This is a genomic window from uncultured Megamonas sp. (assembly GCF_958438645.1).
In the GTDB taxonomy this organism is placed as follows: Bacteria; Bacillota; Negativicutes; order Selenomonadales; family Selenomonadaceae; genus Megamonas.
The window spans coordinates 37682-56790 of record NZ_CAUBSM010000002.1; the positions used below are offsets into that span (position 1 = coordinate 37682).

Annotated in this window: 17 protein-coding genes; 10 read left to right on the forward strand and 7 right to left on the reverse strand. The window is 32.3% G+C overall.

Annotation, left to right across the window (positions count from 1 at the left end):
- Positions 1-28 precede the first annotated feature (28 nt).
- The 5 genes from pxpA to Q5I67_RS02200 all read right to left on the reverse strand — a co-directional run bounded on the left by pxpA (position 29) and on the right by Q5I67_RS02200 (position 4616).
- Positions 29-787, reverse strand: coding sequence for a LamB/YcsF family protein (pxpA, locus tag Q5I67_RS02180; RefSeq protein ID WP_296898640.1), 759 nt, complete (start codon positions 785-787; stop codon positions 29-31).
- A 164-nt stretch (positions 788-951) separates the two neighbouring features.
- Positions 952-1587, reverse strand: a complete 636-nt coding sequence (locus tag Q5I67_RS02185) for an HAD family hydrolase (protein ID WP_302486210.1) — start codon at positions 1585-1587, stop codon at positions 952-954.
- Positions 1588-1991: 404 nt separating this feature from the next.
- Positions 1992-2933 (reverse strand): AEC family transporter, encoded by a 942-nt coding sequence (locus Q5I67_RS02190; RefSeq protein ID WP_302486211.1) that lies wholly within the window; start codon positions 2931-2933, stop codon positions 1992-1994.
- A 38-nt stretch (positions 2934-2971) separates the two neighbouring features.
- On the reverse strand, positions 2972-4186 hold the full coding sequence (locus Q5I67_RS02195; protein WP_302486212.1) for a D-alanyl-D-alanine carboxypeptidase family protein: 1215 nt from the start codon (positions 4184-4186) through the stop codon (positions 2972-2974).
- Positions 4179-4616, reverse strand: a complete 438-nt coding sequence (locus Q5I67_RS02200; protein ID WP_296899453.1) for a PaaI family thioesterase — start codon at positions 4614-4616, stop codon at positions 4179-4181. The genes Q5I67_RS02195 and Q5I67_RS02200 overlap by 8 nt, the downstream gene beginning before the upstream one ends.
- Positions 4617-4917: 301 nt before the next feature.
- On the opposite strand from Q5I67_RS02200, the gene Q5I67_RS02205 reads away from it, so the two are divergent.
- Genes Q5I67_RS02205 through Q5I67_RS02215 form a run of 3 tightly spaced genes read left to right on the forward strand, consistent with a single transcriptional unit; the run spans position 4918 to position 7294 of the window.
- On the forward strand, positions 4918-5181 hold the full coding sequence (locus tag Q5I67_RS02205; RefSeq protein WP_296899451.1) for an HPr family phosphocarrier protein: 264 nt from the start codon (positions 4918-4920) through the stop codon (positions 5179-5181).
- A gap of 38 nt (positions 5182-5219) precedes the next feature.
- Positions 5220-6926, forward strand: a complete 1707-nt coding sequence (ptsP, locus tag Q5I67_RS02210; protein WP_296899449.1) for a phosphoenolpyruvate--protein phosphotransferase — start codon at positions 5220-5222, stop codon at positions 6924-6926.
- 5 nt (positions 6927-6931) lie between these two features.
- Complete coding sequence (locus Q5I67_RS02215; RefSeq protein ID WP_296899447.1) at positions 6932-7294, forward strand: hypothetical protein; 363 nt, start codon at positions 6932-6934, stop codon at positions 7292-7294.
- Positions 7295-7467: 173 nt separating this feature from the next.
- Here the strand turns inward: Q5I67_RS02215 and sstT are convergent, their stop codons facing one another.
- Together sstT and Q5I67_RS02225 are read right to left on the reverse strand one after the other, a co-directional pair.
- On the reverse strand, positions 7468-8721 hold the full coding sequence (gene sstT / locus Q5I67_RS02220) for a serine/threonine transporter SstT (RefSeq protein WP_296899445.1): 1254 nt from the start codon (positions 8719-8721) through the stop codon (positions 7468-7470).
- 148 nt (positions 8722-8869) lie between these two features.
- Positions 8870-9532, reverse strand: coding sequence for an MgtC/SapB family protein (locus tag Q5I67_RS02225; RefSeq protein ID WP_302486213.1), 663 nt, complete (start codon positions 9530-9532; stop codon positions 8870-8872).
- 489 nt (positions 9533-10021) lie between these two features.
- Here Q5I67_RS02225 and Q5I67_RS02230 point away from each other — a divergent pair, with 489 nt between their 5' ends.
- From Q5I67_RS02230 to araD, 7 genes are all read left to right on the forward strand, one after another.
- Complete coding sequence (locus Q5I67_RS02230) at positions 10022-11308, forward strand: S-layer homology domain-containing protein (RefSeq protein WP_302486214.1); 1287 nt, start codon at positions 10022-10024, stop codon at positions 11306-11308.
- Positions 11309-11687: 379 nt separating this feature from the next.
- Positions 11688-12962 (forward strand): putative porin, encoded by a 1275-nt coding sequence (locus tag Q5I67_RS02235; RefSeq protein ID WP_302486215.1) that lies wholly within the window; start codon positions 11688-11690, stop codon positions 12960-12962.
- 395 nt (positions 12963-13357) lie between these two features.
- Entirely contained in the window at positions 13358-14677 is a 1320-nt protein-coding gene (locus Q5I67_RS02240) for a putative porin (protein ID WP_302486216.1), read from the forward strand.
- A 407-nt stretch (positions 14678-15084) separates the two neighbouring features.
- The gene (locus Q5I67_RS02245) at positions 15085-17364 is read left to right on the forward strand and encodes an anaerobic ribonucleoside triphosphate reductase (RefSeq protein ID WP_302486217.1); all 2280 of its coding nucleotides are present in this window, start codon (positions 15085-15087) and stop codon (positions 17362-17364) included.
- 48 nt (positions 17365-17412) lie between these two features.
- Positions 17413-17697 (forward strand): anaerobic ribonucleoside-triphosphate reductase, encoded by a 285-nt coding sequence (nrdD, locus tag Q5I67_RS02250; protein WP_302486218.1) that lies wholly within the window; start codon positions 17413-17415, stop codon positions 17695-17697.
- The gene (gene nrdG, locus Q5I67_RS02255) at positions 17684-18184 is read left to right on the forward strand and encodes an anaerobic ribonucleoside-triphosphate reductase activating protein (RefSeq protein WP_296899181.1); all 501 of its coding nucleotides are present in this window, start codon (positions 17684-17686) and stop codon (positions 18182-18184) included. Before nrdD ends, nrdG begins: the two co-directional genes overlap by 14 nt.
- Positions 18185-18367: 183 nt before the next feature.
- Positions 18368-19072: an L-ribulose-5-phosphate 4-epimerase gene (araD, locus tag Q5I67_RS02260; RefSeq protein ID WP_296899182.1), complete on the forward strand. Its 705-nt coding sequence runs from the start codon at positions 18368-18370 to the stop codon at positions 19070-19072.
- The last annotated feature ends 37 nt before the right edge of the window (positions 19073-19109 follow it).

The following is a 19109-nucleotide window of genomic DNA, read 5'->3' on the forward strand; positions in this document are numbered from 1 at the left end:
AATCTCTAAACAAACTACATCAAAATTGTCATTTAAAAGCTTTAATTGCTACATCAGCTGCTTCTAATTTTGCTCTAATTTTATTAGCAAAAGCCAATGCTTTTTCACTATCTCCATGAATACAAACTGTATCTGCTTTTACTTCAACGATTTCACCTGTTGTTGTATGTACAATCCCTTTTTCAACCATAGTCAAAACTTGTTCTATAGCTTTATCTTCATCTTTTATCATTGCATCTGCTTGTACTCTAGGAGTCAAGCTACCATCAGCTTGATAAGTTCTATCTGCAAAAACTTCATTTGCAACCTGTAAACCAATAGCTTCACCTGCTTTAATTAATTCACTACCTGCTAGACCATACAAAATCAAATCTGGATTTACACGATAAATAGCACTTGCGATAGCTTCTGCCAAAGATTTATCTTTAGCTGCCATATTATATAAAGCTCCATGTGGTTTTACATGTTGCATTTTTCCCCCTTCTGCTCTTACAAAAGCATCTAAAGCTCCTATTTGATAAATAATCAAATCATAAGCCTCTTGTGGTTTAATGTCCATTTTTCTACGACCAAAGCCAATCAAATCCATAAGTCCAGGATGAGCACCTATAGCTACATTGTTTTTTAGTGCTAAACAAACCGTTTTTCTCATTACATCTGGATCTCCTGCATGTAAACCACAAGCTATATTAGCTGAACTTACATATTTTAATACTTTTTCATCACAACCAATAGTATAAACGCCGAAACTCTCACCTAAATCACTATTTAAATCAATTTTATTCATTATAAAACCTCCTCTTTTTTGTATATATATTCATTATTATTTTATAAAAAAATAGTGCTGAATATTTAATAATACTCAGCACCATCGCCTTATAAAATATCATATTTATTATATATTATTTATTTAATTTTGTAAACATGTAACACGGATTAAATAAACAATGATTATAGTAATTCCTTTAATTTCTTCATAATTTTTATATGCGGAAATTTTTCAAAATCCTCTTTAATATTGTTACCTGTTAAAACACCTGCAAAATCCACTTTTGCATTTTGAGCAGCCTGTGCATCTACAATATTATCACCGATGTAAATTACATCTTTTTTATCTACATTCAAACGTTTAATAGCCTCTAAAATTCCATCTGGAGCAGGTTTATATGCATATTTATCCTCACTGCCGATAATAAATTCTACCAAATCATCTATTTTGTCCCTAGTCAAAGTCTGCATAATACGACGACGTGTTTTACTAGAGATAATTGCTATCTTAGCCCCATGTTCTTTTAACGTCTTCAATACCATTTTTGTATCATCATATAAATATGTATTCTCTGTCATATATAAATCAGCAAAAACAGTATATTTATCTTTTAATTCCTGTATTTTAGCTTCATCATTTTCTCCAGTCAATATAGACAAAGCCTCACTCATAGGCAGACCAATAGTTCTTTTTATTTCATCTTTAGGACGAAGCGGATACCCTTCCTGCTCCATAAGCAATTCAAAACACTTCACAATACCAACTTCCGAATTTGCCAAGGTATAATCAAAATCAAATAAATAAACCTTATAGGACATAAAAATTTCTCCTCAATATGTGCAATGTTTGTCTTCTTTTAAATAAAAATATAAAAAAAGAAAATTGCCCCATGACACTGATTTTACTCTGATAAAAACAATTTTTATTGCTGTAAAATCCACTAATAGGTACAACATTTCACATGATTTTTCTTATTCACAAACTAATATAAATATTAATTACCATTAAATAATGCTTACTTTTATTTCCCGCATTATAAAATTTTAAAGGTAACTGCAAGGTTATTGAAAATAATTATCGCTGAATACGGTTTTAGTCTGAATGTTTGAGCGTAGCGAGTTTCTAAGCGTTGTATGAAGCGATAATTATTTTCAAAATTAAAATTTTATCTGCGGTGATTTCTTTGGTTCGTTTCTTTGTCATCAAAGAAATGAACAAAAACTTACGATAATAATACCATATAAATTGGAATTGTAATTATAGATAACAATGTAGTAGCTGAAACTACTAATGTCGCATATTCTGTATCTGTATTATAAAGACTAGATAATACTACTGTTTGAATCATCGCCGGTAATGACGCCATGATTACAAATACTTTAAACATCAATTCTGGCATAGGGAAGATAAACGACAATAAGTACATGCTAAGCGGTGCAATTATAAATCTACCTAAACATATACCTATTAAACCTAAATCAAAACGAATTTTTTTCAAACCCATGGAATAAAGTGTTACACCTATAAAAATCAAAGCAAGTGGTGTGGTTAAATTTCCCATATATTGAGCTGTATCCATAAAAAATTTAGGTAGAGGAATATCCAAAATTAAAATAATCAATGAAGCTAAAAATCCTAAAATTGGTGGAGAAAAAATTCTTCTCAATGTCTTTAAAGTAAACATCTGATGATAAGAAAATTCTTTTGAATCTGCCTGAATACAAGCATTTCCTAAAGTCCAAAAAAATGTAGTATTAGCAAAAAAATACAATAAAGTATAAGGTATTGCTTCCTCACCAAATAATGCCATAGTTACTGGTAAACCTACAAAAATAGTATTTGAAGTTGTAAATGTAGATTGAAAAATCCCTCTATGACCTTTTTTAGACATAAATCTTGCCAAAAACACACTTAAAATAAAACATATACCAATAGAAATAAATGGCACGATAGAACCAGTTATCAAATGCAATAATTGGTCATGACTAAAAGCATGTGTAATATTATAGATAAAAAACAAAGGCAATGATACATTTGTTACCAATTTCGGCAATAGAGCTTTATTATCTTTGTTTATCCAACCAATCTTAGCTAGATAGCAACCTATCAGCCCCATAAAAATCAAAGTCAAAACACCACTGATAGCGTGTAGTAATGCTTCCATACTATCATTCCCTTCGTTTATTAATCACTTACAAATTATCAACTAAAAAATAATTTATGCAAAAATCCTAAGAAGTTAAATCCTTCAGGTACTTCTTCTGTCGTCACCATATCCACACTGCCAATAACATTTCCTTGATATAGTAAATCAACAGTTCCTACTTTTTCACCTTCACTCAAAGGAGCGTCAACGTATGCTGGTAAATTCATCTTCCAAGAAAAATCTTCTGCTTTTTCCTTATCCATTATAGGATAGGTAAAAGCTTGAGCAGGTTTCACTGTAGTTTTATAACTAGAACTATTATGTGTATATATATTTGATATTAATTGTTGCTCGTCAATTGTTTTTACTTCTTTTATATGTTTAAAGCCATAATCTAATAAAGCTCTGCCCTCAACAAAACGTGCTCTACTATCTGCTGTTTTTAATACTACGGCAATAAGTGTAACGCCATCTCTTTGTGCAGAAGCTACCAAACATCCACCAGCAGCATCAGTATATCCTGTTTTTATACCTGTTACATCATCATAGTTCCATAATAAGCGATTAGTACTACCATAAACATCTCTTCGTTCAGCAGGATTTATCCACTGTATCTCCTGCTCTTTTGTAGAAACTATCTTACGGAATTTTTCATTTTGATATGCATATCTCGCAATCTTAGCTAAATCTCTAGCTGTTGTATAGTGATTTGGATCTGTTAATCCATGAGGATTATTAAAATGTGTGTTAGTTGCACCAATTTCTTTTGCTTTATCATTCATCATTTGCACAAAAGTTTCTAAAGAACCTTTTCCTACATAATAAGCAATAGCATCAGCACCATCATTACCAGAAGCCAGCATTGTAGCTTGCAACAATTCTGACATTTTTATTTTATCGCCTTCATTTATATAAATGGCAGAACCATCTTCACCTACAGCACGTTTATCAACTTCAACTATGTCATCATCATTAGCATTTTCTAAGCCTAATATACAAGTCATCATTTTTGTTGTACTTGCTGGCATCGCTTTTGCGTCTGGATTTTTTTCATAAAGTATTCTACCAGTTGTAGCGTCGATTAAAATAGCGGCTTGAGCTGTCATATCTTGCAAATTATCTGCAGTAACTGGAATATATGGCTTTGATTCATCAACTGGTGGTGCATCATCTACGATGCTATCCATAGCTCTTGCTGGATTAAATACTATAAAAATTTGCACAAAAACTACAATAAAGGTTATAAATTGTTTAAAAATCTTTTCATTCACTAGCTAATCGTCCTATCACAAAAAATGTGCCACGTGTTTTAGCACATAATTTATTTTCTTTATTAAAAACTTCACATTCAGCAACTAATGTACTTCTTCCATTATGAATGATTGTACCTTTAACAATTGCTGTATCTTCCTCATCAATGGATTTTAAAATATTAATATTAAAATCCAACGTTACTACTTTTTTTCCCACACTAAGACAGGCTGCACCCATAGCCATATCACAAAGGGACATAATAACACCACCATGAGCTATACCATAAACATTTGTATGCTCATGTTTAATCGTTAAACTAACGCAAACATTACCCTTATTAATCGAAACAATATCTACACCTAAATGCTTTGTAAATGGATTATCTTCATAAAAATTATTGATATAATCACTTACACTTTTCATATCATTTTGATTAAATTGCTTCACTATTATTTCACCTGCCTTTTTTTGATAGATTTTATTATAATTTACTATTTTTTTGATTTCAAGAAAAAGCTTATACATATTCTCTATAAATTATAGAATTTAATAATATGTATAAAATCAATCATAAAATGACAGAAATGACGTTCAATTAAGGTTTTTTTAGAAAATTTCTTATTTTTTTCCAAAATCCACTAGTCATTTTCACAATTTTTGGTTATAATTAACAAAGACATAATTTTCAAACGATATTGTTAAATTCACAATTATGTTCTATATGTACTTAGAGAGGGGTTTATTTATAATGGAAACAACACTTATTATTGAAAACAAAACTGGCTTACATGCACGTCCTGCATCTATGTTTGTACAGGAAGCTAACAAATTCAGCTCCAAAATCAAACTTACTGCTAAAGGTAAAACTGTTGATGCAAAAAGCATTCTTATGATCATGAGCCTTGGTCTTACTCAAGGTAGCGAACTCACAATCTCTGCTGATGGCGATGATGCTCAGGCTGCTATTGATGCTCTTACTGGCCTCATCAAAAGCAAATTTGGTGAAGAATAATTTTTAAACTGAATTAGTGAGAGAGGGGGATTTGTACTTTGCCGTACGAATTAAGAGGAAAAGGAGTTATTACTGGTATTTCTATTGCCAAAGTAATGAAACTCGGAGAAGATTTACAATCTTATATTGATGCTTATACTCCAGGAACAGCTGAAGAAGAAGTATCTAAAATTAAAGAAGCTTTAGCTTATGCAGCTGAAGTACTTCAAACAAATATCAAAACACTTCGCGATAAAGGCATGCTTGAACAAGCAGGCATTATGGAAGCACATCGTATGATGGTACAAGACCCTATGCTCGAAGAAAATGCTATGTTAAAGCTTGGTGCTTGTGGTAGTGCTCCTAAAGCAGTACTCGAAGCATCTGAAGAAAATGCATCTATCTTTGAACAAATGGACGATACTTATTTCCGTGAACGTGCCGTAGATATCCGCGATGTTGGTAAACGCGTAACAAGACGTATTTTAGGTCTTAAAGAAAAAACTGTTGATGGTGGTGCTGTAATTCTCTGCGGAGATGAAATCGAACCATCTGTTATTGCTAATATTCCTACAGAAAAAATTGCTGGTGTTATCTTAGGCAATGGTAGTACAACTTGCCATGCTGTAATCATTGCTAAAGCAAGAGCAATTCCTACTGTTGCAGGACTTGGCGATAAAATTAAAGATATTCCTGATAATGCTGAAGTCATCTTAAATGGTGATACAGGTGAAATTTTCGTTGATCCAACTGAAGATTTAATCGCTTCCTATCAGGTAAAATTAGAAGAACAACGTCGCTTAAAAGAACATTATGCTCAACTTTCTAAACTTCCAACAGTAACTAAAGATGGTGTAGAAGTTGATCTCATGGCTAATATCAGCACTCACTTAGATGTTGAAGCTGCTATGAAATTTGGTGCTAAAGGCGTAGGTTTATTCCGTTCTGAATTCTTATTCATGGGTAGAGATACTATTCCTGATGAAGAAACTCAATTCAAAGCATATAAAGAAGCTATTGAAAAATGCAATGGTCATTTATGTGTAATTCGCACAATGGATATCGGTGGCGATAAACCACTCCCATATTTAAATATCCCAGAAGAAGAAAATCCTTTCTTAGGTTACCGTGCAATTCGTATTTGCTTAAACCGTCGTGAAGTTTTCATGCCACAGGTTAAAGCTATTTTACGTGCTGGTCTTTATGGTAAAGCAGCAATGATGCTTCCAATGGTCATCAACGTAGAAGAAGTTAAACAGGTACGTGCAATTATTGAAGAAGCTAAATCTCAACTTGCACAAGAAGAAAAACCATATTCCAATAATGTTCAACTTGGTATCATGGTTGAAACACCAGCAGCAGCTGTAATGACTCCTGTACTTGCTAAATATCTTGATTTCTTTAGCATTGGTACTAATGACCTTGTTCAATACACTCTTGCTGTTGACCGTGTTAACACTAATGTAAGTTATCTTTATAATCATTTCAATCCAGCTGTACTTCGTCTTATTAAACTCACTATTGAATCTGCCCGTAAAAACAACATCTGGGTAGGTATGTGCGGTGAAATGGCTAGTGATCCTAATGCTGCTGCTATTTTAATGGCTATGGGTATTAATGAACTTAGTATGAGTGCTCCATCTATTCCACGTGTAAAAGAAAAAATTCGCTCCATAACATCTGCTCAAGCAAAAGCTGCTTTAGATACTGTTATGACTATGGAAGATGGAAATGCTATTAAAGAATATCTTCAAACAGCATTATAATAAAAATGACAGATAATATTAATTCTACACATGGTAAAGAACAAAACATCAAGATGAATTTATTAAAATGGTTAAATGAAGGAAAAGATCCTTATAGTATCATTTATGAATTAGCCAAATATCTTGAAACTATATCTTCTGAGCCTGGTTACGCTGATATTGTTTTAAATGATATCAGAACTGTTTATGGCATCGGTTTAAATGAAAAAGTTGTATTAAGTGATGAGCTTTTTGAAGTTAGAACTCGTTTAGCAAAACTTGAAGAAGCTTTTAAACATCTCACGAGTGAAGAAGAACAAAATCATTTGAAATTTGCTATTGAACATCATAAAAAGAAAATACAAGAACTTGAACATAAATTAATGTAGTTTAAGCTACAAAAAGGACTTAGCTAAAAGCTAAGTCCTTTTAATTTTATTCAAATTCCTTCATTATAATATATACAAACATATTTTTTGATAAAAAAGCAATGCCTAAAGTTTTATTAACCCTAAGCATTGCTTTTTATTTTAATTCCATAAATATATTATCATAAATATTATTAAGCTCTATTTTGTGGAACCATATCTTTTACATCAAGAGTTCCTTCTTTAGAACGAGCAGCAAATTCTGCTGTTGCTGTAAATAATACGTCACTAGAGCTATTTAAAGCTGTTTCACAAGAATCTTGAAGAACACCAATAATAAAGCCTACACCAACTACCTGCATTGCAATATCATTACTAATACCGAAAGATGCACAAGCTACTGGAATAAGTAAAAGTGATCCACCAGCTACACCAGAAGCACCACAAGCACCAACTGTAGCAATTATAGACAATAATAAAGCCATTAAAATATCAACTTGAATACCAAGTGTATGAGCAGCTGCTAAAGAAAGAATAGCAATTGTAATCGCTGCACCGGACATATTAATTGTTGCTCCGAGTGGAATAGAAATAGAATAAGTATCTTCATTTAAACCAAGACGTTTACATAAAGAAAGATTTACTGGAATATTAGCAGCTGAACTACGAGTAAAGAAAGCATATAAACCACTTTCACGAAGTGTAGCAAAAACTAATGGATAAGGATTACGATGAATGTGTAAAAATACAATCAATGGATTCATAACAAGTGCTACAAGGAAGAAAGCTCCAAGTAATACAGCAAGTAAATGAGCATATCCTAAAAGTGCACCTACACCACTTGTTCCCACTGCATTTGCCACTAAGCCCATAATACCAAAAGGAGCAAAACGAATAATCCATTTTACAATTTTTGTAACAGCACTAGCCAAATCAGCAATCATAGTTTTTGTTTTATCAGAAGAAGCATGTAATGCTATACCTGCTAAAATAGCCCAAGCTAAAATACCTATATAATTCGCATTAACTAAAGCATTAACTGGATTATCAACAATACTCATAAGTAAATTATGTAAAACTTCTACAATTCCACTTGGTGGAGCAATTGTAGCATCTGCTACTTGTAACTGTAATGTTGTCGGAAATAAAAACGACATACATACACCTACTAAAGAAGCAAAAAATGTTCCTATTACATAAAGTTTTACGATAGGTTTCATAGAAGAACTAGCATCTGCATTTTTTTGTGCCATAGCATTCATTACAAGCACAAATACTAAGATAGGTGCTATTCCTTTTAAAGCTTTAACAAATAAATCACCTAAAATAGCAACAGCTGGAACTGCTGTTGGCACAGCTACGGCAATAAAAATCCCAATAATAAGTCCTAAAATTATCAATTTTAATAATGCCATTTCTTGATATTTTTTTCCAATACGACTCAACAATATAATCCAACTCCTTAAAACAAACACAATATAAAGACAAATATTTTCTCATAGTATACATCATTTTTTATAAAATGACAAGTATTATGCACTATTGAAACTTATATTTAATAAAAAAAGATTAAGCATTTCGGCTTAATCTTTTAATTCAATGAATTTCTATAGATTTTACAACACCTTTCATCGATATAAAATATGTTGATATCTCTGCTAATTTCAATCTTTTGGGATTAAACATCAAAATATCTAATTCCACTAATTCTTCAGAAACTACACTCACTGAAAAATTTTTACTTTTTAATCCCAAATTTAATAGTCTATTATATACTTCCTCTATTTTATCTCTATTATTTATCATCTTTATTTTGATCATAATATTATCTGTAGGTACAAACCAACTATCCATTTGTGATAAAATTTCTAAGATAATATATACTAATAATGAAGCAAAAATTGCTATTAAATAATATCCAGCACCTACTGCAAGACCTACTCCTGAAACTACCCATATGCAAGCTGCTGTTGTAAGTCCAATTACATTTACACCTTCTTTTATAATCGCACCTGCTCCCAAAAAACCTATACCACTCACCACCTGAGCAGCTAATCTAGCCGGATCCGCATTTGTTTTTCCTTCTACTTGTTCATATAACAAATTTGATAAAATCATTATTAAACATGAACCTATACATACTAAAATATTCGTTCTAAGACCAGCTGATTTATGTTTAAATTGTCTTTCAAAACCAATAAGTGCACCTAAAATTGCCGATAAAATTATTCTAAAAATATATTCCATTGAAAATTCCATATTATCACCTTCATTCATATAAATATTTTTCTACCTAACTATATATAATAAATTCACTATATATAATAAATTCTTTATATTGTCATTATACTAAATAAACTATCCTTATTTCAGCTTCAAAATTTTAATCAAAAATTAATTTAATTTTAATCAAATATATTTTTTGGTATTTTATTTTAATTTCATAAAAATATATAGTAATTAATAGCAATAAAAAAGAAATAAAATTTTATTTTTAGTGTAAGATTACCTATTTTTTCAATTACAATATTCATTATCCATGTATATTTTAAATGATTAAAAATATTCTTTCTATTATAAAGTTGCAATTTTAATGTCTTTGTGATATGATTTTAATAGTTCAAGAAAAGAATATATTGCACAGAGAAAAAAAAGTTGAGGAAACGTGGATACTCATACATAATCATTTCTCCTATCAATATATTTTCAATTGAACAAAAAATATATTTTATGAGGAGGAGTTTTATTATGTCTAAAAAAACTCTTGTTTCTGCAATTACTGCCGCTCTCGTAGTTGGCGCTGCTAGCACAACTTTTGCTGCTGCAAATCCTTTCAGCGATGTTCCTGCTGATAGCTGGGCATATGATGCTGTTACTACTCTTGCTGCTGATGGTGTTATTGATGGTTACCCAGATGGTACTTACAAAGGTCAAAACACTATGACTCGTTATGAAATGGCTCAGATCGTAGCTCGTGCTATGGCTAAAACTGACCTCGAAAAAGCTGATAAAGCTCTCGTTGACAAATTAGCTGCTGAATTTGCTGAAGAACTTGATAACCTCGGCGTTCGCGTTGCTGACCTCGAAAAGAAATCCGACAACGTTAAATGGGGCGGAGAACTCCGTTATCGTTATTGGGATGCTGATCATGATGCAAAAGCTGATGAAACATACAACAAAGTTATGTTCCGTCTTGAACCAAAAGCTTACATCGGTAACTCCGGTTGGACAGCTAATGCTCGTATCGGTTATGTAGCTGATCTTTCTAGCGATTCTAACGCTGAATTTGCTCATGGTGATGGCGATGATAACGATGCTGGTGTTGACCGTATCTATGTTGAAGGACCTTTAGCTGGTGCAACTGTACAAGCTGGTCGTCTTCCAGTATTCACTGCTCAAGGTATGTTATTTGATGATCGTATCTCTGGTGCTCAGGTTGCATTTGGTAGCGATGTATTCAAAACTACTTTAGCTGGTGGTCGTTATAGCGAAGAAGGACATGCATATGCTCCTAATGAAAACGCAAAATTAGTTACAGCTGAATACTATGGTGTTCAATTTGATTGGGCTCCAACAGAAAAAATTGCAGCTAATGCTGGTTACACTCAATTAACTGGTATTGATTCTAATGCTACTACTCATCAGTTCGCTCTTGGCGATGATGATAGCCTTGGCATTTGGTATGTTGGTGGTAGCTATGCATTTGATTCCAACGTTAAATTAGTTGGTCAATATGCTGAATCCGATGCTGACGCTTATGAAAAAGCTGGTAGCGTTGAAGTTCAATACAAAGGTGCAGATGCTGCAGATGCTGGTTCTTGGGGTGCTTATTTCGGTTACCGTCATCTTGGTGACAATGTTGCAATTGCTCCAACTTATGATGATGCTGCAGCTAACCAAAAAGGTTATGTAGTAGGTGCTTCTTATGTTCCTGCTGAAAACATTCTTGCTACTATCGAATACTTCGACGGTAAAGATATGGATACAGATACTGATGCTAGCAAATTCTTTGCTAACGTTGACTTCTTCTTCTGATAAACATTCAGTAAGACTGAAATCTAATAGAACTTTACAAAGAGCAGACTTTATGTCTGCTCTTTTTTGTTGTTTAAAATAAATTCAATAAGAAACTTATCAAAATTTATAAATATACTATTTATTTAAAATTATCATAAAAGTTAACTTGTCAAAAATTTATTATTATGATTATTAGGATATAAATAGAATGTTTTTATATTAAATTCTGAATATTGTATTTTTATAGAATTAATGATAAAATTATACATGTTTTAAAATATATATAAATTTATAGAGAAAATTTGAGGAAACATGGCTACTCATATAATATCTCTTTAAATGAAGATTTTATTTTAAAAATATTTTAAATTTTACAACTTAAGGAGAAATTATAATCATGACAAAAAAAATGCTCACTTCAACAATCACAGCTGCCCTTATAGTTGGTGCTGCTAGCACTACATTTGCTGCTAGCAATCCTTTTAGCGATGTTCCCGCTGATAGCTGGGCATATGATGCTGTTACTACACTAGCCAATGATGGTGTTATTGATGGTTTTCCTGATGGTACTTATCAAGGCAATAAAACAATGACACGTTATGAAATGGCTCAAATCACTGCTCGTGCTATGGCTAAAACTGACCTTGAAAAAGCCGATAAAGCTCTCGTTGATAAATTAGCTGCTGAATTCGCTGAAGAACTCGATAATCTCGGTGTTCGCGTAGCTGATCTTGAAAAAAAATCCGATAATGTTAAATTTGGTGGAGAACTCCGTTATCGTTATTATGATATCAATACTGATTCCGGAATAGCTGATACTACTAAAAATAAAATATTATTCCGCCTTCAACCAAAAGCTTACATTGGCAATTCTGGTTGGACAGCTAATGCTCGTTTAGACTATGAAATGGATCTTTCCACAGATAGTAATAGCAATAATGTTGTAGTTGATCGTGCTTATATCGAAGGTCCTCTTTTCGGAGCTACTGTAACAGCTGGTCGTACTCCAGTATTCACTGCACAAGGACTTTTATTTGATGATCGTATTTCTGGTGGTACAGTTACATTTGGCAGTGATGAATTCAAAACTAGCTTAGCTGCAGGTCGTTATAATAAAAAACATGAAAAGTCTTCTGATCCAGACAAAACTAGCAGAGATATAACAACTGAATATTATGGTATTCAATTCGACTACATGCCAAATGATAAATTAGCCTTCAATACAGGTTATACTGCTTTAACAGGACTTGATGCTTCTAAAGCAGACCTAGAAAAAATCGGTTACGGCAAAGATAATTCTGCTAATTTCTGGTATGCTGGTGGTAGTTATGCTTTTGATAAAAATATAAAATTTGTAGGAGAATATGCTCAAAATACAAAAGCAAAAACAGAAGACAAAGCTTGGACTACAGAACTTCAATATAAAGGTGCTGACATCTCTGATACTGGTTCATGGGGTATGTATGCTGGTTATAGAAATATTGAAGCCTTTGCTTCTATTGCTCCAACTTATGATGATATCATTGGTGCTGATTTTAAAGGTGCTGTTGTTGGTACATCTTACGTTCCTGCTGAAAATATTCTTGCTACAATTCAATATTTCGATGGTAAAGAAATTCATACTAATAAAGATGCTAGCAAGTTCTTTGCTAACGTTGACTTCTTCTTCTAAAATGCTTATTAATGAAATTAAAATTTTATAATGATAAAAAAGAGTAGATTATGTATCTGCTCTTTTTTTATGGAAAAATCTTTTCATTTTTTCTATAAAATGAAATAAAATTTATAAAATAATATAATTATCTTGTAAAAATTTATTTAAATAACATTTTTACGAAAATATAAAATATTATTTCTTTATATTTAATTTTATAAAAATTTTTATTTATATAAAATATTGAAATTTATTTCATATTATGTTAGAATTTAAGCAAATAAAGAAATTAGCTTTCATATTTATAAAATTAAATTCTTAGAGGAAACTTGGACACTCTATATTTTCTTTAATTTATATTATGATAGTTAATTATTTATTATCTAAATTATATTGTTTAGGAGGAAATATTTATGTCTAAGAAAACTCTCGTTTCTGCTGTTACAGCTGCTTTAGTTATCGGAGCAGCTAGTACTACATTTGCTGCTAGTAATCCTTTTAGTGATGTTCCTGCTGATAGTTGGGCTTATGATGCTGTAACTACACTCGCTAATGATGGTGTTATTGATGGTTACCCTGATGGTACATATCAAGGTCAAAATACTATGACTCGCTATGAAATGGCTCAAATCGTAGCTCGTGCTATGGCTAAAACTGACCTTGAAAAAGCCGATAAAGCTCTCGTTGATAAATTAGCTGCTGAATTTGCTGAAGAACTCGATAATCTCGGTGTTCGCGTGGCTGATCTTGAAAAAAAATCTGATAATGTAAAATGGAATGGAGAATTACGTTATCGTTATGTAAGTGCTACAAGCGATGCCACAGATAGAATGAGTAATCATACAAAAAGATATAATGATAATGATACTAGCCAGGTAATGTTCCGTTTAGAACCAAAAGCTTATATTGGTAATACTGGTTGGACAGCTAATGCCCGTATTGATTATGAAATGGATGCTCGCACAGATTCCAATGCAAAAGCTGTAGTAGCTCGTGCTTATGCTAAAGGGCCTTTAGGACATAATACTACTATTTCAGCTGGTAGAATTCCTCTTTTAGATACTTATGGCATGCTTCTTGATGAACATATGTCTGGTGCTCAAATCGATATTACTAGCGGTAGTGATAAAAACTTCACTACTTCTCTTTTAGCAGGTCGCTATAATCCAGGTCATGAAACAGATAAATTGCCTGGTCAAAGTATAGAAGATATCACTGCTGATTTTTATGCCGCACAATTCAATTATAAAAGTAAAAAATTCGATGCTAATGCTATGTATGCTGTAATGACCAATATTGAACCTGGTTCTACAAATTGGGGTACTTGGGCAGGTCAAACCGTATATGATTATGATAAAATGAATATCTGGTCTGTTGGTGGCTTATATCGCTTCGATAATAACTGGGGCTTACTTGGTCAATATGCAGTAAATACAGAATCTGATAATTCCGATGATAAAGAAGCTTACATGGCTGAACTTCAATATAAAAATGCTAATGTTGCTGATCCTGGTTCTTGGGGTGCTTATGTTGCTTATCGTCATTTTGGTAAAGATGTCACTATTGCTACAACATATAAAGATGTATTCAATAACCAAAAAGGCTTTGCTGTAGGTGCTTCTTATGTTCCTATGGAAAATCTCTTAGCAAGTGTTAAATACTTTGATGGTAAAGATATAGATTCTAATACAGATGCTGATAGATTCTATTTCAATCTTGATTTCTTCTATTAATAAATAATAAATTTTTCTCTCCTTAATAAAAAATAAACCCCTTTAAGACAGGCTTTTGCCTGTCTTTTTTTTATTTCTCTCAAAAATTTTTATCCATAAAATTTTTATATATTATATATGTAAAACTTTTATATCTATGAATTTTTATTATTTATCTGCATAAAAATTCATAGGTAAGTAAATATGAAAGAATTTACGTTTAATCACCATCAATTAAAATCTTTGTCAATACCTATTTAAAAATTGTATATAAATTTATTTTAGTGATTATACTATATATTGTGGTTTGTTTGACACTCATACATACATATAGTATAATCGTTGTCAGCACATAAAAGAAAACGAATTAAAACCATGGCATAGTATATTTTGCTCATGGTCAAATATACTAGGAGTGTCAGCTTATAATGATAAAAACAATCAAAAAACGCACTGGAGATATAGTGAAATTTAATGCACAAAAAATCACAGATGCTATCAAAAAAGCTAATATGGAATCTATTGATGAAACATTTTCCAAAGAACAATTATCTACTATTACAAATAATGTTATTAAATCATTAAAGAATTTAAAAACACCAGGTGTTGAACAAATTCAAGATGCGGTAGAAAAAGTTCTCATTGCTGGTAATTTTGCTAGCACAGCTAAAGCTTATATTCTTTATCGTGCAGAACACACAAAACTTCGCCAAGCTAAAGCTGATTTAATGGATATCTATAATGAACTTACATTTACTAAGGCTAAAGATGCTGATATCAAACGTGAAAACGCAAATATCGACGCTGATACAGCTATGGGAACCATGTTAAAATATGGTTCTGAAGGCTCTAAGTACTTCATTACTAGCAATATTTTGCCAAAAGATATTGCTGTAGCTCATATAGATGGCGATATCCATATCCATGATATGGATTTTTATATGCTCACTGAAACTTGTTGTCAAATAGATTTATTAAAACTATTTAAAAATGGTTTTTCAACTGGCCATGGTTATCTACGCGAACCAAATGATATTCGCTCTTATGCAGCATTAGCTTGTATTGCTATTCAAGCTAACCAAAATGAAATGCATGGCGGTCAGGCTGTACCAATGTTTGATTATTGTATGGCTCCAGGAGTTGCCAAAACATATCGTAAACAATATTACAAAGCCCTCGGCTATTATTTCAATGCTATGCTTGATATGAAACTTGAAGATGCTAGTTTGCTTTGTAAAAAAATAGAACAGAGTATTCCTGTAAAAATCAGCATGAGCACTACTGATAAATTTGGTAAAATTTTAGCAGAATTTTTACCAAAACATCAACGTGAACACAATTATCAAGAAATAAATGAAGAAACTACTAAAATGGCTCATAAATTTGCCGTAAATACTGCATGGAATGAAACAAATGCAGCTACTTATCAGGCAATGGAAGCATTCATTCATAATTTAAATACTATGAATTCTCGTGCTGGTGCTCAAGTACCATTTAGTTCTATCAACTATGGTACTGATACATCTCCAGAAGGTCGTATGGCTATGAGAAACCTCTTATTAGCTACAGATGCTGGTCTAGGCGATGGTGAAACACCTATTTTCCCTGTTCAAATTTTCAAAGTAAAAGAAGGGGTTAACTATGAAAAAGATGACCCTAACTACGATTTATTCCAATTAGCAATGAAGACATCTGCTAAACGTTTATTCCCTAACTTTAGTTTCTTAGATGCTCCATTCAATAAAAAATACTACAAACCTAATGATTATAACAGCGAAGTAGCTTATATGGGTTGTCGTACTCGTGTTATGGGTAATGTCTATGATCCAACTCGTGAAGTTACTTGCGGTCGTGGAAACTTAAGTTTCACAAGTATCAATTTACCACGCTTAGCTATTGAAGCTAAAGGCAATATAAATAAATTCTACAAATCTTTAGATGATATGATTGATTTGGTTATCCGTCAATTATTACATCGCTTTAAAATTCAATGTGCTAAAATTGGTAAGAACTATCCATTCTTAATGGGACAAAATATTTGGCTTGATTCTGATAAAATTGGTGAATATGATACTGTAAGCGAAGTTCTTCGTCATGGTACATTGACTGTTGGCTTCATCGGTCTTGCTGAAACATTAAAAGCCTTAATTGGCAAACATCACGGGGAATCTGCTGAAGCTCAAAAATTAGGTCTTGCTATCATCGGACATATGCGTAAACGCATGGATGATGAAGCTCAAAAAACAAAATTAAACTTCTCTTTAATTGCTACACCAGCTGAAGGTTTAAGTGGTCGTTTTGTAAAAATTGACCGTAAAATCTATGGTTCAATCCCTGGTGTTACTGATAGAGAATACTATACAAATTCCTTCCATATTCCAGTATATTATCCAATCAGTGCTTACAAAAAAATACAACTTGAAGCACCTTACCACAATTTAACAAATGGTGGTCATATAAGCTATATTGAAATGGATGGAGATCCTACAAAGAATTTAACAGCTTTTGAAGCTATTATTCGTTGTATGCATGATAATGGCATTGGTTATGGTTCTGTAAATCATCCTGTAGACCGTGATCCAGTATGTGGATATACAGGCATTATCAACGGAGTTTGCCCAAAATGTGGTAGAAGTGAAGCTGCCCATAAACGTCACGTTATTTTAAAACGCATGCGTGATAATTGTTGCAGTGCAACTTCCATTTAATTTAAATTTATAAATCAACAAAAATATTCGATAGAAAGAGTGATACAAATGTTAGTTAATGGTGTAGAAGTAAAAGTTAATGGTTTAACAGATATTACAGAAAAAGAAATTGTAAATTATATCAATTATATTAAAGAAAATTCTAGCGAAGCTCTTGCTAGCCTTACTATATCTGATGCTGGTAACGGAGAAGTCTCTCTTGACTATCGTACTCAACCTGCTCAATTTGAACGTATTCGTCGTATTACAGGCTATTTAGTAGGCACTATTGATCGCTTCAACAATGCAAAACGTGCTGAAGAACATGACCGCGTAAAACATGGCCTTAATTAAGATTGCAGGCGTTGTCAATGATTCTATTGTAGATGGTGAAGGTTTTCGCTTTACCATCTTCACTCAAGGTTGCTACCACAATTGTCCTCAGTGTCACAATCCTCAAACTCATGATGTAAATGGCGGTCATGAAGTCGATACAGATGATTTGCTCTCACAAATCTGTGAAAATCCCTTGTTAAATGGTGTTACCTTCAGTGGTGGAGAACCATTTCTCCAAGCAAAACCATTGGCACAATTAGCCCAAAAAGTTCATGAACGTGGCCTTAATATAACCACATTCACAGGTTATACTTTAGAACAATTACAAAATATGCACAATCCTGATGTCGATGCATTACTCGAACAAACAGATGTACTCATCGACGGACCTTTCCTCATAGAAAAAAAAGACCTAACCTTGCAATTTCGTGGTAGTAGCAATCAACGTATTATTGATATGCAAAAAACACGCGAAAGTGGTCAAATTGTTTTGATTGAATATTAATTTTTTAGCAATAATCTAGATATACTTTTAGATTATTGCTTTTTTTATTGAAATAATCGTTTAAATAAAATAAATATTTTTATTGAGAAAAATTTGTATGACATATTGTTATTTCAAAACAAAATATGTATAATAAATATTAAAGATGCTGAACGGCATTAAATTATAAAGAGGTGCATATAAATGTTAGAAGATTTGAAAAAAATTGTTTTTGAAGCTAATTTAATGTTACCAAAATATCATATGGTCACATTTACTTGGGGAAATGTATCTGGTATTGACCGTGAAAAAGGCTTAATGGTTATAAAACCATCTGGCGTAGAATACGACACTATGAAAGCTGAAGATATGGTAGTCGTTGATATCAACACTGGTAAAGTAGTTGAAGGTGATTACAATCCATCTTCTGATACAGACACACATATTAAAATTTATCAAGCTTGCCCTGAAATCGGTGGTGTTGTTCATACACATTCCCGTTATGCAACATCTTGGGCACAAGCTCGTCGTGATATTCCTGCACTCGGTACAACTCATGCTGATGATTTCTATGGTGGTATTCCTTGCACACGTGCTATGACTGCTGAAGAAATCGCTGGCTCTTATGAAGCTGAAACTGGTAATGTCATCGTTGAAACATTCAAAGAACGCGGTATTAAAATGATGGACGTACCTGGTGTAATCGTATATTCACATGGCCCATTCACTTGGGAAAAAGATCCTATTTCAGCAGTAAAAAAAGCAGTAGTTTTAGAAGAAGTAGCATTTATGGCTTATCATGCTATGACTATTGATCCTAGTTTAACACCTATGCAACAAGAACTTTTAGATAAACATTATCTTCGTAAACATGGTGCTAATGCTTATTATGGTCAAAAGAAAAAATAACATATAATAAATAATAATATATAAAATAAAAACCACC